The 19,720-nt window shown below is 41.8% G+C and carries 20 protein-coding genes; 4 read left to right on the top strand and 16 right to left on the bottom strand.

Translation table 11 applies throughout. The features are described from left to right. Window positions 1-32: 32 nt before the first annotated feature. The gene (locus tag J1C81_RS05145) at window positions 33-1,817 is read right to left on the bottom strand and encodes a serine hydrolase domain-containing protein (RefSeq protein WP_002914961.1); all 1,785 of its coding nucleotides are present in this window, start codon (window positions 1,815-1,817) and stop codon (window positions 33-35) included. Between the two features lie 113 nt (window positions 1,818-1,930). Further along, complete coding sequence (locus J1C81_RS05140; protein WP_002914960.1) at window positions 1,931-2,122, bottom strand: hypothetical protein; 192 nt, start codon at window positions 2,120-2,122, stop codon at window positions 1,931-1,933. Window positions 2,123-2,726: 604 nt separating this feature from the next. Between J1C81_RS05140 and J1C81_RS05135 the strand changes: the two genes are divergently transcribed. Both J1C81_RS05135 and J1C81_RS05130 read left to right on the top strand, forming a co-directional pair. After that, on the top strand, window positions 2,727-4,259 hold the full coding sequence (locus tag J1C81_RS05135; protein WP_002914959.1) for an ATP-binding cassette domain-containing protein: 1,533 nt from the start codon (window positions 2,727-2,729) through the stop codon (window positions 4,257-4,259). A gap of 90 nt (window positions 4,260-4,349) precedes the next feature. Then, window positions 4,350-5,558 (top strand): hypothetical protein, encoded by a 1,209-nt coding sequence (locus J1C81_RS05130; RefSeq protein ID WP_002914958.1) that lies wholly within the window; start codon window positions 4,350-4,352, stop codon window positions 5,556-5,558. 85 nt (window positions 5,559-5,643) lie between these two features. Here the strand turns inward: J1C81_RS05130 and J1C81_RS05125 are convergent, their stop codons facing one another. The 12 genes from J1C81_RS05125 to J1C81_RS05070 form a co-directional block, all read right to left on the bottom strand. Continuing rightward, window positions 5,644-7,380: an ABC transporter ATP-binding protein gene (locus J1C81_RS05125; RefSeq protein WP_002914957.1), complete on the bottom strand. Its 1,737-nt coding sequence runs from the start codon at window positions 7,378-7,380 to the stop codon at window positions 5,644-5,646. Next, a complete protein-coding gene (locus J1C81_RS05120; protein ID WP_002914956.1) occupies window positions 7,370-9,112 on the bottom strand; it encodes an ABC transporter ATP-binding protein in 1,743 nt (580 codons plus the stop codon). Before J1C81_RS05120 ends, J1C81_RS05125 begins: the two co-directional genes overlap by 11 nt. A 97-nt stretch (window positions 9,113-9,209) precedes the next feature. Further along, on the bottom strand, window positions 9,210-10,397 hold the full coding sequence (locus tag J1C81_RS05115; RefSeq protein ID WP_002914955.1) for an MFS transporter: 1,188 nt from the start codon (window positions 10,395-10,397) through the stop codon (window positions 9,210-9,212). 125 nt (window positions 10,398-10,522) lie between these two features. Continuing rightward, window positions 10,523-11,869 (bottom strand): asparagine--tRNA ligase, encoded by a 1,347-nt coding sequence (gene asnS / locus J1C81_RS05110; protein WP_002914954.1) that lies wholly within the window; start codon window positions 11,867-11,869, stop codon window positions 10,523-10,525. Between the two features lie 21 nt (window positions 11,870-11,890). Next, entirely contained in the window at window positions 11,891-12,256 is a 366-nt protein-coding gene (locus J1C81_RS05105; protein WP_002914953.1) for a VOC family protein, read from the bottom strand. Window positions 12,257-12,435: 179 nt separating this feature from the next. Further along, a complete protein-coding gene (locus J1C81_RS05100) occupies window positions 12,436-12,786 on the bottom strand; it encodes a hypothetical protein (RefSeq protein ID WP_002914952.1) in 351 nt (116 codons plus the stop codon). A gap of 9 nt (window positions 12,787-12,795) precedes the next feature. Next, window positions 12,796-13,389, bottom strand: a complete 594-nt coding sequence (locus tag J1C81_RS05095) for a hypothetical protein (RefSeq protein ID WP_002914951.1) — start codon at window positions 13,387-13,389, stop codon at window positions 12,796-12,798. Window positions 13,390-13,403: 14 nt separating this feature from the next. Further along, window positions 13,404-13,823, bottom strand: coding sequence for a hypothetical protein (locus tag J1C81_RS05090; protein WP_002914950.1), 420 nt, complete (start codon window positions 13,821-13,823; stop codon window positions 13,404-13,406). Window positions 13,824-14,055: 232 nt separating this feature from the next. Continuing rightward, window positions 14,056-14,529, bottom strand: a complete 474-nt coding sequence (locus tag J1C81_RS05085) for a hypothetical protein (protein WP_002914949.1) — start codon at window positions 14,527-14,529, stop codon at window positions 14,056-14,058. A 233-nt stretch (window positions 14,530-14,762) separates the two neighbouring features. After that, the gene (locus J1C81_RS05080; protein ID WP_002914948.1) at window positions 14,763-15,230 is read right to left on the bottom strand and encodes a hypothetical protein; all 468 of its coding nucleotides are present in this window, start codon (window positions 15,228-15,230) and stop codon (window positions 14,763-14,765) included. A 265-nt stretch (window positions 15,231-15,495) separates the two neighbouring features. Beyond that, the gene (locus J1C81_RS05075) at window positions 15,496-16,677 is read right to left on the bottom strand and encodes a pyridoxal phosphate-dependent aminotransferase (RefSeq protein WP_002914947.1); all 1,182 of its coding nucleotides are present in this window, start codon (window positions 16,675-16,677) and stop codon (window positions 15,496-15,498) included. Continuing rightward, on the bottom strand, window positions 16,674-17,162 hold the full coding sequence (locus tag J1C81_RS05070; RefSeq protein WP_002914946.1) for a DUF5590 domain-containing protein: 489 nt from the start codon (window positions 17,160-17,162) through the stop codon (window positions 16,674-16,676). Before J1C81_RS05070 ends, J1C81_RS05075 begins: the two co-directional genes overlap by 4 nt. Window positions 17,163-17,276: 114 nt before the next feature. On the opposite strand from J1C81_RS05070, the gene J1C81_RS05065 reads away from it, so the two are divergent. Both J1C81_RS05065 and J1C81_RS05060 read left to right on the top strand, forming a co-directional pair. Continuing rightward, entirely contained in the window at window positions 17,277-17,723 is a 447-nt protein-coding gene (locus tag J1C81_RS05065) for a MarR family winged helix-turn-helix transcriptional regulator (protein WP_002914945.1), read from the top strand. A gap of 85 nt (window positions 17,724-17,808) precedes the next feature. Further along, the gene (locus tag J1C81_RS05060) at window positions 17,809-18,357 is read left to right on the top strand and encodes an NADPH-dependent FMN reductase (RefSeq protein WP_002914943.1); all 549 of its coding nucleotides are present in this window, start codon (window positions 17,809-17,811) and stop codon (window positions 18,355-18,357) included. A gap of 226 nt (window positions 18,358-18,583) precedes the next feature. Here J1C81_RS05060 and J1C81_RS05055 read toward each other — a convergent pair whose 3' ends face one another. Both J1C81_RS05055 and J1C81_RS05050 read right to left on the bottom strand, forming a co-directional pair. After that, window positions 18,584-19,129, bottom strand: a complete 546-nt coding sequence (locus tag J1C81_RS05055; RefSeq protein ID WP_002914942.1) for a hypothetical protein — start codon at window positions 19,127-19,129, stop codon at window positions 18,584-18,586. Continuing rightward, on the bottom strand, window positions 19,126-19,668 hold the full coding sequence (locus tag J1C81_RS05050) for a hypothetical protein (RefSeq protein ID WP_002914941.1): 543 nt from the start codon (window positions 19,666-19,668) through the stop codon (window positions 19,126-19,128). Before J1C81_RS05050 ends, J1C81_RS05055 begins: the two co-directional genes overlap by 4 nt. Window positions 19,669-19,720: the final 52 nt, after the last annotated feature.

Below are 19,720 nucleotides of genomic sequence, written 5' to 3'. Positions count from 1 at the left end.
TGTCCATTCCCCCAGAAAAGACAAGAAAATAATCACAATGCCCACCACTGATAGAGCGACCAGTAGAGAATATTGACAACAATGGCCAGAGCTGACAGACTAGTCAAGACAGTCAGGTAGAGTCGACTCTTACTCAGTCCTTTTCTTGCCTTGGTCAGAAGCGGGAAGACTGCACAACCAGCTAGAATCAATCCCAGACCGGCAAAGACAATGTAGCGCCAGCTAGCTAGAAAGCTCAGATCGTTGGTAGCAAATGTGTTAAAGAGGAGGAGGATGTTTATAGCCACACCTACTCCAGCTATGGAAGTCACATAAGTCCAGATACGAAGAGATTTTGGTGTTTTAGATTGGCCTTTTTTGAAGACCAAGCGGAAGAGATCCAGTCCGCCCCGTGCCAAAAAGAGAATGATACTGAAAACAAGTCCGACTGCCGCTGAAATAAGCAGAGCCCAGTCTGTAAAGAACTCGCTATCCTTGACTCTGAAGTTATCGCCATAGGAAGCTGTTACCTTAGTCTCGTCTCCACTACCGCTGACTACAGAAAAATTCTGGGTCAAAAGCGGATTGTCCTTAGATTTCTCGACAAACTGAGTGTAAAGCAAGGTTCTGGAGATAGACATAGGACCACTGGCAAAGTAGCGAGCAGATCGGTAATTACCAGACTGGAATTTGTCAAAGGTGGCTGAGTCCGTCTTTTTCTTAGGTCCAAAAACCAAGGCTGGCATTTCATAGTTATAAACCAACTCATGATCTTGATTCGTCATAATGGTCATACCTATACCATTTTTCAAGTCCAGCAGAATATAAGATGAGTAGCCAGTTGAGTTTCCTCCATGGCCAACAAGCGTCGTGCCGTACTCCCGTTTCCAAAAACCGTGCATATTGAGCGGCATATCCGTTCCTGGATAATTCGATGTTGCTGTGTAGAGAGTTGTCCAAGTCTCAGCATGCTTGAAGAGCTTTTCTTTCTTCAAAAGCGCTTGGGCAAACTTCTGGAAGTCAGCCAAAGTGGAGACGGCATTCCCTGCCGGGTAAAGCCCTAGATGAAAATAGCTAGTTCCCATAGATGTCTGACCGTCCGCCCGATAAGAGATTTGCTCCATCCGCTTCTGGTAAATCTTTGGATTTTCCTTAAAGTCGGCTGATAGAGCAGTGTCTTTCATCCCTAGTGGTTGAAAGATATGCTCATGGACATAGGCCGAGAAGTCCTGACCAGAGATTCTCTTGACGATATAGGCTGCCAGACTAGCTGAAAAGTTTGAGTAGGCTGTCATGGTGCCTGGTTCGTAAGACTGTTCTGGCTGATTAACTGCCAGAATCTCCTCAATAGACAAGCCCTTATCTTCCTTGTAGGCGTGGGTAGACTCACCAAAGCCGGCCTGATGGTTCATGAGGTCTGTCATAGTAACGGGCTTGTCGTAGCGCAAAGTCTTCATAAATCCCTCTGGCAGATATGTGCGAATATCTTCGTCAAGGTCAATCTTGCCCTCTTCCCAGAGTTGCATGACGGAGACCCAGATAGTTAGTTTCCCTACTGACCCCCATTCAAAGACGCTGTTGTCGTCGGCTTTAATGCTTTTTTCCTTGTTCATATAGCCAAAACTACCTTGATAAATAGTCCCGTCCTTGTCAAAAACAGTTGTTGCCATACCGGCCGTTGTCTTTTCATGTTCCTTGACAAAATTTTCGATTTTCTGACCGATTTTGTCGCGGTCCGTACCAGACGGCAGCTTCTGCGAGTCAGCTAGAGCAGTAGCTGGCTGAAACAAACCAAGCGTTAATATAGTTAAAAGTATTAGGATAAATGATTTTTTCATGATATTTCCTTTCTATTTAGCTTCAACAATCGCATAGGCGATACTTCTGTATACCATTCGGATAAAAATTCTTAACATAGCTTTCTCCTTTCTTAAGCAATGATTTGCATCATCTAATCAAAGGTCACAGTTTCTACAGCCACCCTTGTCGCTTCATCTTTCTTGACATAGTCCTGAATCTTTTGGCTAATCTGAATGACCGCCGTGTTAGACTTCAAAGATTCCTCCATCGTCTTAGCTTGAGGCGTTTTTACTAGCCCTATGCTTAGGACTGTTAAAAGCCAGAGAAATAAAGTTTTTGGCATGGTTTCTTACTCCTTAGATACAATTTAAAATGACGACCGGAATCTATCACATTCCAGCTCTTCTTATCTTTTACAAATTTTAGGCCTATTTGTATAATCATTTTATATATATAATTTTTATATACAAGATGATTATATATAATTATCTGGTATATGTCAAATTTTTATATAATTAAAAAATTATATATCAAAATCAGCTTAAAAGACTTGAAATCAATATTCTTAGAGAGTTTATAAAAATTTGCTCCAAAAATCTTTTAAAAATTTTTATTTATTTGAAAGCGCTTGACGAATTTACTTTCTTCTGTTAGACTTAAAGCAGAACTATTTCGGAGGTACACGGAGACATGAAAAATTAAGTCTATTTTTTAAAGGAAACTTTATTTAGTAGATTTTGTCATGTTTCTGCATATCCGTGGGATGTTCATTTTTTGTGCTTTCTAACTTCTATTTGCTTATTGTCGCTCCTATGACAGTGTAAGCTGGAAGCCTTATAGACGAATAATCCTACTTAGACACTCCTGTGTCTGCTTTGTGCAACTAAAAACAGCTCTGCTAAATAAAGCAGGGCTGTATTTTGTGTTATAAAACGAAGGAGACATCTATGCTTCAAATAAGAAATCTAACGATCACCCACCTAAAAGACCTGAAAGAGTTAGCCAAAGATTTGTCACTGACTGTCAATCAAGGAGACAAGGTCGCTATTATCGGTGAGGAGGGCAATGGCAAGTCCACCCTACTCAAGCTCCTGCTAGACGAGCGACTGGTCAGCTCCTATGTCAGCTACAGCGGACAGATTGATAAGTTCTATACTGCTGCTGTCTACTTACCCCAGCAGCTGCCTTCAGAGGATGCCCAACTAACGCTCAATGACTATTTCTTTGCTGATTTTGAGACAGAGCTAGACTATGCCAAGCTCTATCGCTATGCTGGAGAGCTCAACTTTGACAGCCAGCGTTTTGCCAGTCAGCAGCAGCTCTCTAGCCTATCTGGAGGAGAAAAGCTCAAGGTCCAACTCATCAAGAAACTAGCCAGCGATTGGGACATTCTCTTTCTTGACGAGCCCTCTAATGACCTTGATCTCGAAACTCTGACTTGGCTGGAAAACTTTATCAGCCACAGCCAGAGAACGGTCCTTTTCGTCTCTCACGACGAGCACTTTCTCGCTCAAGCTGCGACCAAGATTGTTCATCTGGAGCGAATCAAAAAGAAGCAGGAGGCTAGAACCAGCGTCAAGAGTCTGGGCTATGAAAATTACCGCCATCAGCGTCAGGAATCCTTTGAAAAACAGGGACAACTAGCACGAAAAGAGCGAGAAGAACATGCCAAGACCATGGAAAAACACCGACGGGTTAAGCAGAGTGTGGAGCATACTTTACGAAACACCCATGATGCTACTGCAGGTCGACTGGTGGCTAAAAAAATGAAAAATGTTCTCTCACAGGGCAAACGATTTGAAAAGTCAGGTGCTGAAATGACCGAAATCCCGACACAGGAAGATGTCATCAGCCTTTACTTCTCAGACATAGAAGCTCTGCCATTGACCAAAAGAATCCTCAAATTAGAAGGAATGAAACTGGAAACAAACGAACGACAACTGGCGAAGAACCTGACTCTGGAAGTCTGCGGCCAGGAAAAAATCGGGCTGATTGGTGCTAATGGTGTAGGCAAGTCTACTCTGCTTAAGGAAATATGGAAGATCCTGCGTGAGCGGACAGACATGCGAGTAGGCTACATGCCCCAGCATTATGGTGACTTGCTGGCTGATGAGAGCAGCCCTTTGGATTTTCTGGCTCCCTCTGGCGACAAGTCCCAGGAGGAGAAAATCCTGACGCATCTAGCCAGTCTCCAGTTCACGCGCGACGAGGCCCGCCACCCGATTGGGCAGCTTTCCGGCGGTCAAAAAGCCAAGCTACTCCTGCTCAAACTAGTCCTAGACCGTCCCAATGTCCTCCTGCTGGACGAGCCAACCCGCAACTTCTCTCCCACCTCTCAGCCGCAGGTTCGCCATCTGTTGGCAACCTATCCTGGCGCCATTATCGCTGTCACACACGATCGGATCTTTCTCAAAGAAGTCTGCCAGAAGATTTATAAACTGACAGAAACAGGGTTGGAAGATGTTGAATTTGAAAAGTAATTCAAAAATTTTCTTCATTGTCTTTATTGACTACTTATGGTCACTTCCTTTATAATGAAGATAGTTTCATAGAAAGTTCAGGTTTTAAACATGGGAGATATCATAAATATTGCTGCTGAAAACACACTTAACAAAAAAGAGATTTTTAACGAACAAACCCAATTCGTTGAACTCACAGATCAGATACTTTTACAAACTCGTTCTGAAATTGAACAACCAACTACAATGAAGATACCAATTATTGAGTTGTCAGAATTAGGAACTACTGTAGCTTCTCTTATCCCTAATTTGACAAAAGTTGTCCAAGGAAATAATGGCGAAAAAGCCTATCGCATTGTTAATAAAGCTGCTGGCGATACCTTAAAAAAGGCAAAAAATGGTAACTACTGGGGAGCCCTGCGAAAAGCGGATGGAGGCTCGAAATTTGTCCAACTTCAAGAAATAAGTGAACTTGCAAATGAAGGATTGATGATTCAACCACAAGTTATCATTGTCGCTGCACTCTTATATTCTGTTGAGAAAAGATTAGACAATATTGTTGAACTTGAGAAACAAATTTTATCATTTTTAGAAACCGAAAAAGAGTCTTCAATTGAAGCCGATGCCGAGACATTGATGGATTTAATTAGGAAATATAAGCATAATTGGGACAATAGCCACTTCGTCTCCAGCAGCCATAAAATGGTAATGGATATTCAGAGAAGTGCGAGACAGCAAATGACTTCCTACCAAAAGAAATTAGAAGAAGATTTAAAGTCTAACCCTCTTCTTATAATCCAATCAGAAGTTTCATCAGCTAAGAAAAAAATTAGTAAGAAATTTAAATACTACAGCTTATCTCTATACACCTATTCACTGGCATCTTATATCGAAATTATGCTCAGTGGAAATTTAGCTGAAAAAAATATATTATCTATCAAAGAAGAAATCGAAAAACTTTCTTCTGCCTATTCTGCCATGTTTACAAAATGTCTAAATTATTTAGAAAAAATGAGCGAATCCTCTATTGAATCCAATGTATTGAAAGGTGTAGGAGAAGCAAGCAAAGCAATAGGCAGTTTCTTAGGAAATATTCCTTTTATCAAGGACGGCCCTGTAGATGAATTTCTCCAAGACGGCGGAGAAGAGCTAAATAAAAGCGCAAAGAAAATGGAAAAAGATATAATTAAATCATTCAAAAAATTAGAAAATGCTAAAACATCTGTTTTTATTGATAGGCTCAATGAACTGAACCAAATTTACAACCATACATCAGATGTATGTATAGACAATGAGAATATTTATTTTATTGTTTCATAGTACTATATAAACAAAAAGAGTTGGAAATTCCAACTCTTTTTGTTTTGTTTAGCATCAATCTGTGAACTTTAATAAAGCTCCCTTTCTACTCCTGCGCCGTCTGCATTTGATAATAAACACCTCTGGCATCCATGAGCTCCTGGTGATTCCCATGTTCGACGATATCACCATCTACCATGACGAGGATGATGTCAGCATTTTGAATAGTGGACAGGCGGTGGGCGATGATAAAGCTAGTACGACCCACCATGAGCTTGCTGAAAGCCTCCTGAATCAAGACTTCTGTTCGGGTATCAATGGAGGAAGTCGCCTCGTCCAAGATTAGGATTTTAGGAACAGCAAGGAAGACGCGCGCGATGGTTAATAGCTGCCGCTGACCTTGAGACAGGGAGTCCCCAGCATCCGCCAGATAGGTGTCATAGCCCTGAGGCAGCTGCTGGATAAAGAAATGCGCATTGGCCGCCTTGGCAGCTGCAATAACCTCTTCTCGGCTGGCGTCTGGCCGGCCAAAAGCTATGTTATCATGAATGGTCGCCGTCTTGAGCCAAGTCTCTTGCAGTACCATACCAAACTGCTGACGATAAGAGGCTCTAGTGTAATGTGTGATGGAAACATCGTCTAGGGAAATAAGACCACTGTCTACATTGTAAAAGCGCATGAGGAGATTAATCAAGGTTGACTTGCCAGCACCAGTGGGACCGACAATTGCGACCTTGCTAGCTGCTGGAATCCTTATATTCAAATCCTGAATCAACTCTTTACCTGGCTCATAGCCAAAAGCCACATGCTCAAAGCTAATCTGTCCTTTGACATTTTCAGACTGGAGGATTTCCCGACTAGGCTCAGCTATTTCTTCTTGGTCTAAAACGCTGTAAATCCTCTCCGCACAAGCTAATGCGCTCTGCAATTCCGACATGACTGACGATATATCATTGAAAGGCTTGGTGTACTGGTTGACGTAGTTGAGGAAGGTCACCAGCTGCCCAACCGTAAAGCCTGTTCCCTGAATGATTCGTACAGCCCCAAAGCCCACAATCAAAGCATAGATCAGGGCATTGATAAAACGAGTCGAAGGATTAACCGTCGAAGAATAGAAAATAGCCGCCTGAGAATAGTCTGCATAGGTTTGATTACTGCGAGTAAAAGCTGAATCAAACTGCTCCTGAGCATTAAAAGCCTGGATCAGACTTTCTTGAGTCAAACTTTCCTCAATCAGCTGGGTCTGCGCTCCCCTCGCCTGCGTCTGACGTTGGAAAAAGCTAAAACTCTTTCTAGCAATAAAGCGAGCTAAGAAGAGAGAAAGAGGCGTCAAAAGCAGAACCAAAAGCAGGAGAAAAAAGTCCAATCTGGCCATACTAATGATAGTCACTAAAATTGTTAGCAAACCCACAAAAAATTGATTAAAAACCATAAGCAGGCCATTGCTGAGCTGCTCCAAGTCCGTCGTCACCCGACTAACCAAATCGCCTGTTCCCTGCCGATCCAGATAAGCCAAAGGTAGATAATGAATTTTCTTGATGACACCTTGTCGGAGCTGCTGGCTATAGCGATAGACCAGCTGATTATAGAGCAAGGGATTGAGCCATTGAATCAGCGTATTGGCTAAGATGACCAACAACATCTGGCCCAAAATCGGCACCAAATGCTGGTCCGCTTGAGGCAGAAGAACGCTATCGACCGCATTCCCGATTAAAACTGGTAGAAGAACAGTCAGAGCCACTTGAGCCACCGTTCCCAGACTAGCTAGGAAAAAGAGCCAGCGCGCCTGCAGCAAATCTCGAGTCAAACGCCTCAAGCTGCTAGGTGATGTCTTATTCTTCATGCTTGTCCTCCTCTCCTTGGCTATGCTGTGAGTGATGGATTTCTCGGTAAATGGCAGAGCTGACTAGGAGTTCCTCATGGCGACCAAGGGCCACCTGTTCTCCCTTATCTAGTACTAAAATTTGATCCGCCGAGCGCAAGCTATTGGTTCGCTGAGAGATCAAGACCAGACTGGTCTCTGTCAATTCATTCTTAATAGCCTGCAAGAGTCTAGCCTCTGTCAGATAGTCCAGAGCAGAGGTTGCATCATCTAAAACCAAGAAAGGCGCCCTCCGCAAGACAGCTCTGGCAATGGTTAAACGCTGACGCTGACCGCCAGAAAAATTCCGGCCAAAGGCCTCTACAGTCGCATCCAAGCCCCCGTCCTTCTGAGAGACAAAGTCCGCCGCCTGAGCAATCTCTAAAGCCTGCCACAAGTCTGCGTCTGTTGGCTTAGCTGACAATCCTAAAGTCAGATTGGATCGGACGGTTCCTTGGAAAAGCTCCGCCTTCTGAGGCACCAGACTAATCCAAGACCGCCATTCTCTGAGATTTTTAGGACTGCGTCCTTGGGAAAAGATGGTCAACTGACCAGCAGCCACAGGATAAAGATGAGCCAGCAGCTGAACCAGAGTAGACTTACCTGAACCTGTCCCACCAATAACCCCCAAAGTCTGACCACTTTTCAAATCAAAAGTCAGACCAGTCAAGGCTGGACTAGCTGCATTTGGATAAGAAAAACTAACCTGCTGGACCTTAATAGCTTGATTCGGCAGAGCTGTTTCCTGCACTAATTCCTGCAAGACATCTTCTTCCGCTTGCTCGAAGACCTGACTGATACGACCTGCACTGATATAGCTTTGATTGAGTGAGTTGACCAGCATCGCCAGCTTGAGCAATTCCACCAAAATCTGCAATAAATAATTGACCAAGGCCACTAGCATCCCTTGGGTCAGTAAACCCTTGCCAATAAAGGTATTCCCCTGCCAAATCACAGCAATTAGGGTACCATTCACCGTAAGAAAGGTCAGGGGGCTAATCAGACTAGCCAGAGCTCCCGTCCTGATTTGCCAGGTTTTATAGAGCTCATTGCGATTGCGAAAGGTCTGAACCTCGCGCTGGGTCTGACCGAAAGCTCGTATAACCCGCATGCCCTGCAGCTGCTCACGAGTCAAATTGACCAGCTGATCTGTCAATTGGCGAATCTTAGCGTAGAGAGGATTCATCAGACGAGACATGAAAACGATAATAGCCGTTAAAATTGCCACCATGAGCAAGAACCACAAGGTAATGACCGGACTGATAGTAAAGGCCATAATGATAGAGCCAAAAACGATGATGGGCGCCCGCAGAAAGAGACGAAGAAATTGATTGATGCCCGTCTGAATCTGATAGGTGTCGCTCGTCAGTCGAGTCACCAAGCTAGAAGTCGTCAGCTCATCCCGACTAGCCTTGGGCAATCGCAGAATCTTTTGATAGAGGTCACCTGTCATCTGACGAGTAAAGCCCACAGCTGCCTTTGACGAATAATACTGGGCCACAACTGCTACCACCACGCCCAGAGCAGCCAAGCCCATCAAAAGAAAAACCATCCAGTAGAGATGGGAGTTGTCGTGTCTAGGAATGGTCTCGTCCACAATCCCCGCAATCAAAATCGGAACTAACAGTTCAAAACTGGCCTCCAAGAGCTTGAACAAGGGCCCCAACAAAGACTCTCTGATATAGCCCTTGAAATATTTCAATAAATCTTTCATACAACCTACTTCTCCATTAAACTGTATTTATTTTACCATAATTTTAAAAGGCTAAAAAAATATTCTCCTTCTGACCAGCAGAAAGAGAACATTAATATTAGACTTCTTGTAAGTTCTGACTTATTTTCTTTAGAACCATATACAAAAATGGTGTCGCTGCTAATAAGAAGCCGCCCAAACCTATAAAAGTCCAATCAAAGCCAAAGTGATCAATCAACCAGCCCGTCATAGGGAAAATGACAATCATACTCAGGCTGAACATCATAGAATAGACACTGAGCATGGTAGCCCGTACTTCACTTGGCAGCTGCTTTTGTAAATCGTTGTCAAAAATCGGTTGAAAGAGAGCGTATAGGGCATTACTGATTAGATAAATCAAAATATAGATAACTGGCGTTCCAAAATAGGACAGCAGGTAGCTTGCTCCAGTTAGAAGAACTACAGTAGGAAAGAGTTTCAAGGCAGAATACTTCTTTCCAATCATACTAGCCAGATAGACCGCCAAGATATTCAAAGCACTGCCAATTAGCATGACTAAAGAAATCTGCCAATCTTTTAAGTCAGGCAATTGATTTTGGTAGTAAAAATAAAACATACACATCATCGTTCCGATGATTTGGGACAGAATCATCCAGATAAAAAGACTAGGATTTCTCTGTAACTCCTCTTTGACCGTCCAGATAATCTTTTTCATAGTCAGACGTTCTGCTTTCTCTGCTTTGACACTTGGCTCTTTCAGCATCCAGGTCAAGAAAAGAACGACGATAGAGGTGCCAATCATGATATAGTAGGTCAGATGCAATTGTCCATGTACAAAAAATCCAGCCCAGACTGTTCCCAAAGACTGGGTCGCTTCAGCCACTCCAGACATAAAGCTGGAGATGGATAGGTAACGTTCCTTGAGTCCAGCCTCCACAGATGAATCATAAACCATGGCTGCGCTTGTCCCCGAATCAAAATTATAGGACCAAGCACTAATCACCATAGCCAGTGCATAGACCCAGAAGTTCCCCTGCCCGGCCAACATGAGAACAGAAGACACAATCCCAGCTATCCGGCTCAGATATAGATTGGTCTTGTAGGAAAAGCGATCCGCCAACATCCCAGAAGGAATTTCACAAATGACGCTAGTCGCATGAAAAATACTTTCCAAAAGCCCAATCTGCCAAAGGGACATGCCATTTTGACTTAGAAATAAAATCCAAAAACTAGTAATGCCTAGAAAGGCAAAAAATTCAACGCCAGCCATCAAGCCGATATTTCTACGATAACTTCTTTTAAACATATTCTCTCCTTTAACAAGTGTTCTCTAATTTCTATCCTTTGTCACTTGTTAATCCGCTGTTTACATGACCTCCACCTCTTCTTTCTAGTACTTTGAAAAAACGCCCCATGGGCGTTTGAATCATTTTATGGTTTAATACGGTGCAGCATACGTGGGAATGGAATGGCTTCACGGATATGCTTAGTCCCTGCTACAAAGGTTACCATACGCTCGATACCGATACCGAATCCACCATGTGGAACTGTTCCATACTTACGAAGATCAAGGTAGAATTCATATTCAGTCGTATCCATACCAAGATCATTCATCTTAGCAACGAGGGCATCGTAGTCTTCCTCACGCATAGAACCACCGATGATTTCACCGTAGCCTTCTGGAGCAAGCAAGTCTGCACAAAGGACACGGTCTGGATTTCCAGGAACAGGCTTCATGTAGAAAGCCTTGATAGCTGCTGGGTAGTTCACAACAAAGGTTGGTACACCAAAGTGGTTTGAAATCCATGTTTCATGCGGTGAACCGAAGTCATCACCATTTTCCAGATGCTCATAGTCCGCATCCTCATCATTTTCATGGGCTTGCAAGAGGTCAATCGCTTCATCATAGCTGACACGCTTGAAAGGCTCTGCAATATAGCGTTTCAAGAGTTCTACATCACGTTCCAGCGTTTCCAAAGCTTGAGGAGCTCGGTCAAGCACACCTTGAATCAAGGCTTTAACATAAGCTTCTTGCAAGTCAAGTGACTCATCATGCGTCAAGTATGAATACTCTGCATCCATCATCCAGAACTCCGTCAAATGACGACGGGTTTTTGATTTTTCGGCACGGAATACAGGACCAAAGTCAAAGACACGGCCAAGAGCCATAGCACCTGCTTCCAGATAAAGCTGACCTGACTGACTCAAGTATGCTGGAGTTCCGAAGTAGTCTGTTTCAAAGAGCTCCGTTGAATCTTCTGCTGCATTTCCTGACAAGATTGGGCTGTCAAACTTCATAAAACCATTCTTGTCAAAGAATTCATAGGTAGCGTAGATGATGGCATTGCGGATTTGCATCATTGCCACTTGCTTACGAGAACGCAGCCACAAGTGACGGTTGTCCATGAGGAAGTCAGTCCCATGTTCTTTTGGCGTGATTGGATAGTCATTTGACTCACCGATGATTTCGATGTCTGTAATGTCCAGCTCGTAGCCAAATTTTGAGCGCTCATCTTCCTTGACAATCCCTGTCACATAGACAGAAGTTTCTTGGCTAAGCTTTTTAATCGTATCAAACTTCGCCAATCCTTCTTCTTCGCCAAATTTCTCGATGAAGTTAGGCTTGAAGGCCACCCCTTGGAAAAAAGCAGAACCATCACGCAGCTGCAAGAAAGCAATCTTACCCTTACCTGACTTATTGGCAACCCAAGCACCAATGGTCACTTCTTGACCAACATAATTTTTCACATCAATAATTGTTACGATTTTCTTTGACACGTTTTTTCTCTTTTCTATTTTTTATTCTTTATGACAGACTGCTTCGACATTATTACCATCTGGATCCAAGATAAAGGCTGCATAATATGACGAAAGGTTCCCCCGATAATTTGGCGCACCGTTGTCTTTTCCCCCTGCCTTTAAACCAGCCTCATAACAAGCTTGAACCTGCTCATGGTTTTCTGCCAAAAAAGCAAAGTGAATCGGAGACTGCTCTCCCTCCCCCAACCAAAAATCTCCACCAGGATGTGGGCTGTTGGGAGCAACAAAACTGAGTAGAGAACTACTGCTAAAAGCCAATTTGTAGCCTAGAGGAGAAAGAAAACTTGTATAAAAGTCTTTTGAAATTTGTAGATTCCTGACCTTTATCTCAAAATGATCAATCATATCTGCCTCCTAGATTGGTTGCTAAATGTCACTTTATTTCAAGACAAATCTTTTGGACATCTGTTCTATATTTTACCATAAAGCGATTGCAATAGCTATCCTTGAAGAGTCTAATTCTCAGAAAAATTAAAAAACCAGCCTCCTAAAGGCTGGCGGATAACTCTCTCTGAATAAGAGGACTAATTTTTTGTTCCATATAGCAGTCGATCAACCATGTCATCATCATAGTTCAAGACTTTTTTCAAAGCCATCTTAAAACGCTGATCACTGAGAATCTGACCTCCTGGACTCTGGTCAATCGTCGCATAATTCCCCTCCCCATCCTGAGTAAAGGCTACAGTCAGCTCTTGGTCAGGATCTTCACAAACATCTCTCCTCGGATCTTTTGAACTGGTAGACGGTCGAAAGTCCATTCTTTGCAGGCGAAACGACAGTTCTTTATGAAAAGCCGCAATGTCTTTCTGACGATTGGCCACCGGCTCATGTTTGTCCAACCAAGTCAAAACATCTTCTCTTGTAATATATATCATCTTCTCCTCCTAAACCAAATCAAAGTTCGCCCTGTAAATGACCGTATCATAGCTTGGGCTAGATGCTGAGAGAGCCGCTTGAATGATATGGAGCACTCGCTGTTGTTGACCTTCGAAAGCCAAGGGCAGGAGCATATTGGAGACGTTTTTGACAATCACTCCCTTAGTGAATTCCCCATCTTCATAAGAAAAATCCTGCTGATGAAAAATGGTCTTAGTCTTAAATTCAATCACTTGTCCTTGCAAGATTAGCTTATAAGTCTTCTTCCAGTTGGTTCTGCCACCAAAGCGATAAAGGACCAGATAAATCCCCAAATCATGGTCTGCGACCCAATCGCCCATCTCAAAGACTAGCTCGTCATCAATGCCAGCTTTCTTTAAAAGCTCAATCCTTTCTTCAGAAATCATCTCGTGCACGAACTTCCAACTTCCTTCTTGGGGAAGAGTCACTGTTCCCTCAGTCTCCTTCTGAAGACTACTACTGACTTCTTTGTGGTGAACTATTTTAGGGGTAAATTCCTCCTCCCAAGTCATATCTTCTTCTATGTCACTGACAGCCCGCCTAGTTGGTAAAAAATCCAGACACTTTTCTAATAATCCCATATCCTATCTCCTCTTTATCTATACTCCACGTGGTTTACTTCCCTTATCTTTGTATCATAATAAGGGTTAATTTGCGACAGGGCATGTTGAATCACTGTTACGATTTTGTCCTCTCGTCCTTTTAAAACCTTGGGAATCACAAGCTGGGAGATTGTTTCTGTTGATAGACCTTTTACACTTTGATCTTCCTCATTGCTAACTGGATATCTATCGGCCCGCTCTTCTTCTAGGCGAAATTCAAGCAAGTGCCCACCGAGAATCATGGCTAAGACTTGATATTTCCCTTCACCAATACGAAATTGCTTGACGCAGAGAAAAATTCCTCTCTTCTCATCCTCTAGTAAAAATGGCAGAGCCAGTTCTTTTTCTTCAATAGAAAAATCCTCGAGAAGCTTCTTCTCTCTTTCCCCTATTTCCTTTCTGATAAAACCCATTTTATCTCCTTTTGTACAAAATAATCTTCATCCCTATTATTACTTAAGTAAAAAGACCATGAGGAACACACTGCATATGAATAGAATGCAGGGCTAGACCAAATGGACTTCTTTTATTATACACCGAAACACCCTCGTCTTCAACTAAATAATCCTCAAATTTTTAAGTCGTCTGGTGATTCCTATCAGAAAGTGACTTATACATAGTTAATCTGCCATTGATAGCTGCTATTTAATCAATAGGCGGATCATCCTTTACCTCTTCTTCCGTCTTCCAGTAGGTCATACTGCTCTTCTCAGTATCTACCTCCATCTTTTTATTAAGTCTAATATGAACCTTATAATAGGCACGTTTAATTAAAAACTTTTGACTGTTCTCTGCAGAACCCCAAGTTTTACAAACCATCAAAAAGCGTGCAGAGCCCTGTCCGGATATCTCCTCCTTAGTGTAAGAACCGGGGGCAGTTGGGCGTTCTAAGATTCTCATATTTAATCTCAGTTCTGGCTGATAATTGCTCAAATACCAGTCTATTCGGGCCGAGTCATTCTCATAATATTGGATACGATAGCAATGACCTTTGACTTGCAGACTATAGCCATTGGATTCGGAAATAGTGGTCCAACCCACCTCTGAATTAAAGAAAACATAAGCACCTAGCAAGACTAGACCGCCTAGCAAGAATAAGAAAATCAAACGACCTTTCATATTGTTCTCCTTCCACTATTGTTTAAATCCTTCATCAGCTGAATACTAAGCGAAGCAAATTAACATTTATTCATGCTAAAGCTTACTAATTTTGGCTAGAGTGAAAACACTTCCATATCTTTCTATATTATTTTACCATTTTGTCAAACTATTTGCCAGTGCAGTTTAGGGGAACTGAAAAGGACGAACTCTGAGTTCATCCCCTCTTTTTATTTAGTAGCTACTCTTCGCTTTTATTCTTGTTTTATATCAACCTTTTCAGTTTTGTCAAAAGTCATGCTACTTTCCTTAGTGTCTACATCTCCCTTATCATTAACTTCAATATGTACTTTAAAATATCTTCGCTCAATCTGAGGATTATAGCGAGTCTCATAAACCATCGTAAAATCCGCATAGCCCGTCCCAGAAAGTTGCTGCTTTGCAGATCCCCCTTCAGTATTTTTTAATTGCTCACTATTCAAAGTTCGCATCTTTAAATTTAAAGCTGGCTGGTAATTATTCAAGTACCAATCCTTACGGGCCGAAGAATTCTCATAATAGTGGATACGATAGTGATTATCTTTTGCTTGTAAGCTGTAGCTTGGTTCATCCGTCTTAGACTGGGAAATTGTGGTCCACCCTTGCTCTGAATCAACAACAGAACAAGCGGCCAATAAAACCAAACTGACTCCCATGAATAAGAAAATCAAATGTCGTTTCAAATCCTTCTCCTTTCACTCCTGTTTACAAGACCTAGCAGCTAAATTATAACTGCTCCCAGCTTTTACTTTGTCGCCCAAAATCTTCTTAATTCGACCAGAAAATACGAAAGCGGTTTTATGAATTCTATATTATTTTACCATTTTGTCAAATTATTTGCCAGTGCAGTTGAGGGGAATTGAAAAGGACGAACTCTGAGTCCGTCCTTATCTATTGTTTATAAATTTTTGTAGGTTATCTTTAGCAAGCAATGCCATACTGAGAGCTTTATTTACTCTCCATAAAATGCTGTAGACGTCCAACGGCTTCTTTGAGTGTTTCCAGATCTGTCGCATAGCTAAGACGGACATTTTCTGGAGCACCGAAGCCTGCTCCGGTCACCAGAGCTACACCAACTTCTTCTAAAATTGCTGTCGTAAAGTCGGTCACATCTGTATAACCTTTCATTTCCATGGCTTTCTTGACATTTGGAAAGAGATAGAAGGCCCCTTGTGGCTTGACCACTTCAAACCCTGGCACCTGGGCCAAGAGCGGATAGATAGTGTTGAGGCGTTCCTCAAAAGCCTGGCGCATCATCTCAACCGTCTCTTGACTGCCAGTCAGAGCTTCGATAGCTGCATATTGAGCAGCTGCTGTCGGGTTAGAAGTCGTCTGACCTGCAATCTTACTCATGGCCGCTATAATTTCCGGCTCACCAACTGCGTAGCCAATCCGCCAACCGGTCATGGAATAGCTCTTAGAGACACCATTGATGACCACCGTCTGCTTGCGAATCTCCTCAGATAGACTGGAAATTGGTGTAAATGTATTACCGTTATAAACCAGACGTCCATAGATGTCATCTGCCAAAATCAGAATATCATGCTCCACAGCCCAGTTTCCAATCACCAGCAGCTCCTCTGATGTATAAATCATCCCCGTCGGGTTGGACGGCGAGTTCAAAACTAAGACCTTGGTCTTGTCAGTACGAGCAGCTTCTAACTGTTCCACCGTCACTTTGAAATTATTTTCCTCAGTAGCTTGGACAAAAACAGGAATCCCCTCGGCCATCTTAATCTGGTCGCCATAGCTTACCCAATAAGGCGTCGGAATGATAGCTTCATCACCTGGGTCAAGCACACTCATAAAGAAGGTGTAGAGGGAGAACTTAGCTCCGGTTGCAACCGTCACTTGATTAGGCTGGATTGTGTAGCCGTAATAGTTGGCAAAATACTCTACTACAGCTTCTTTTAGCTCTGGCAGACCGCTAGTCACCGTATAAAAGCTAGCACGGCCATCCTCAATAGCTGCTACAGCCGCATCTCGGATGTTCTTAGGCGTTGGAAAATCCGGCTCTCCCAGAGTCAGAGACAGAATATCCCGCCCCTGCGCTTTCAAAGCCTTAGCTCGCGCTGCTGTTGCTAAAGTCACGCTTTCTTCCATCTTTAAGACACGATTTGATAATTTCATAGTCCCTCCTTGCTGACCAACTGTCCGCTTTCAAAACCAATCAGGTAGTAGGTGCCTCCCGACTTGACTTCCCAGATAGGCTGATCTTTAAAATAGCCCATGATCACCTTATCAATAGTTCCTGCTCCATTTTTCTTGGCAATGCTCTCCGCATCTGCCTGACTGACGCCTTCGTCCAGTCGATAGACCCGAATCTCATTGGAATCTTTGGCAATCAAAACAGCTTTTTTGACACCCTTACTTGTCTTGCCAAGCAGACTGTAGTAGGATTCCTGCCCATTGTAGATGGCAAAAGAATCCACTTTTTCAAGATCTGCATATTCCTTGGCCAAGCGTCTGCTTGCTTCCTTAGCCGACTGTCTCGGCTGCATAGATACTTGCAAAACTGCAAAAAATGAAAAGACAAGAACGCTGAGAACGATAAAAATACCGATAAGGTACTGCCAAATTGGAAAACTGGCTTTATTTCTATTTTTATATTTCACTCCGTCATTATACTACAAATACTCCTATTTTTCTATCTTTTTTTGATGAGAATATTCTCAAAATTCTAAAGCAATATCCTTGCATATGATACTATTTATTGGTAAAATATTGTTATGAAGATTACAGACGATTTAAACAAAGAAGCTCTGCTTGATTTGAAAACTATGATTGTCTTTCACAAGGCAGCAAGAACCATCCGTGCCATTGAAGCCCAGATTTTTAAAAAGCATGATTTGACTCCTACTCAGTTTTCCGTCTTAGAAACCTTGTACAGCAAAGGGGAACTGCGTATTCAGGACCTGATTGACCGCATATTGGCTACTTCTGGCAACATGACTGTTGTCATCAAAAATATGGAACGCGACGGCTGGATTGTCCGCACCTGCGACCCAAATGACCGCCGGGCTTTTTTGATTGGTTTGACAGAACAAGGCAGAGCTAAAATTGAAGCCGCCCTGCCTGATCATATCAAAAACATTCAGCAAGCTCTTTCCATTCTCAAAGAAGACGATAAACAAGATTTGATTCGCATTCTAAAAAATTTCAAAAAAATGAGCTAAATAATTGCTAACTAGTGATTAATGTTGTAACATATATTGTAACAAGAGAAATATCTCTTTATATTATAAAAAAGGAGACAATGCAATGTCTAAAGTATTATTCATCGTCGGCTCGCTTCGTCAAGGTTCTTTCAACCACCAATTGGCTGAGCAAGCTGAAAAAGCTTTGACTGGCAAGGCAGAAGTTTCATATCTTGATTACAAAGATGTACCATTCTTCAACCAAGACATCGAAAGTCCTGCTCCAGCTACTGTTGCTAAGGTTCGTGAAGAAATCTTGGCCGCTGATGCCATCTGGATTTTCTCACCTGTCTACAACTGGGCTATTCCAGGAGTAGTGAAAAACCTCTTGGACTGGGCTTCACGCGCTTTGGATCTGTCAGACCCAACTGGTCCATCTGCTCTGAATGCTAAGGTTGTTACTGTTTCATCTGTAGCTAACGGCACATCACCAGATGAAGTATTCAAGCACTACCGCAGCCTGCTGCCATTCATCCGTATGAACGTGGTAGAACCATTCACAGGTGTTGGTATCAACCCAGAAGCATGGGGAACTGGTCAACTGACTGTCGCAGAAGACAAACTTGCTGAACTCTCAGCACAGGCTGATGCTCTTTTAGCAGCCCTTAACTAAAAAGAGAAGATTATAAAAAGAAAAGAAAACTTATAAGACACTAACCCCTCGCAAATAATTGCGAGGGGTTTTAGAATACTTTACTGACAGGAACAGGTATTATAAATCAGCTAAAGAATATTTAGGATAAGGAATTTGAGATAATTTATCTTCTATCTTTGATTGTATCTTCTTTTCTGATCTAGCCATATTCCCAATAAAACAATTTCATCCTTATTATCATATTCTAAGTATTCTTCTTTTTTAATCTTTTTAGAATTTTTATCTGTTTGAATAAATGGGACCTTATGAGACCAAAATAAGCAATAAAGAAGTCCATGTCACTTAGCAAATAAGACAAATAGCTGCCTTTGCTTAAATACTCAACAGATTGATAGATGGCAAAAACAGCAAAAATTAAGCCAATTCCAAACTTCCCATATATATTTCGACTAAAAATATATAAAAACTCATTTTTTATAGGTAGTGTTTCAAAATGAAACTCTTTAAATGACGGCTCTTTTCTTGTCCTTGCAAGCAATTCTACTAGATACCCAACAATAACATAACCCAAAACTAACAAGATTATTTTCCATAGGAAGGACAAGTGGCTATTTGAAACAGAAGTAAATCCATGTAGCAGCAGAATGCTAGCTGCGGGAACATATTTCGTGAGATCTAGATGGAATTGTGGACTATGAACATTTGCATAAATTTTATTAGTTTTAAGTTCCAAATAATAGTTTCTACCCTGAAAGGTTAAGAGATAGGTTAAATATTCTTCTTTCTTCATTTCAATTGCTTTTCCAAACTTTTAAGGATAATCAATTTCTCTAACGGTCTATTTCCTATTAACATGAGCCCAGATGCCGGGAGAAAACCAATTATACCCATAAAATAAAGGAAGCTTCCTGAAAAATAATAATCAATTATAAATTTAATTGACGTAAAAAATAGTATAGTCCCAAAAAACAGTATTCCTTTACTTTGTGTTTGTTGGTTATAAAGAAAATTAGGCCAGTCAAAATAAAGTTTCTGATTAAAATTTTTCATAGTTCCTTTTCTAATATTTCTTAGAACAAATATTATCAAAACTAAAACGCAGAGAATAGTCGAACACAAAATAAATATTCTGATAGGCACACTGGCAACCTGAGGTGCTGTTGCTTCTGAATAAATGTTTCGTAAAAGAAAGGAAGCAGGAAGAATAGCCCAAGTGAGATTAGGAGCTTTCTCTTCTTTCTTATCTATAGAGTATAGTTGTCCAGTTTTTCTATCATAAAAAATATTTTTATCTCCGAAATTACTCAACCAAAATACATTCTTATTCATTGATTTACTCCAAGTAGAGACGGTTCATAATCATAGCACTTCCATTCAATAA

This window comes from Streptococcus sanguinis (genome assembly GCF_050225395.1).
Classification (GTDB): domain Bacteria; phylum Bacillota; class Bacilli; order Lactobacillales; family Streptococcaceae; genus Streptococcus.
The sequence above is the reverse complement of the archived record's forward strand: the minus strand, read 5'-3'. Positions and strand labels throughout refer to the sequence as shown.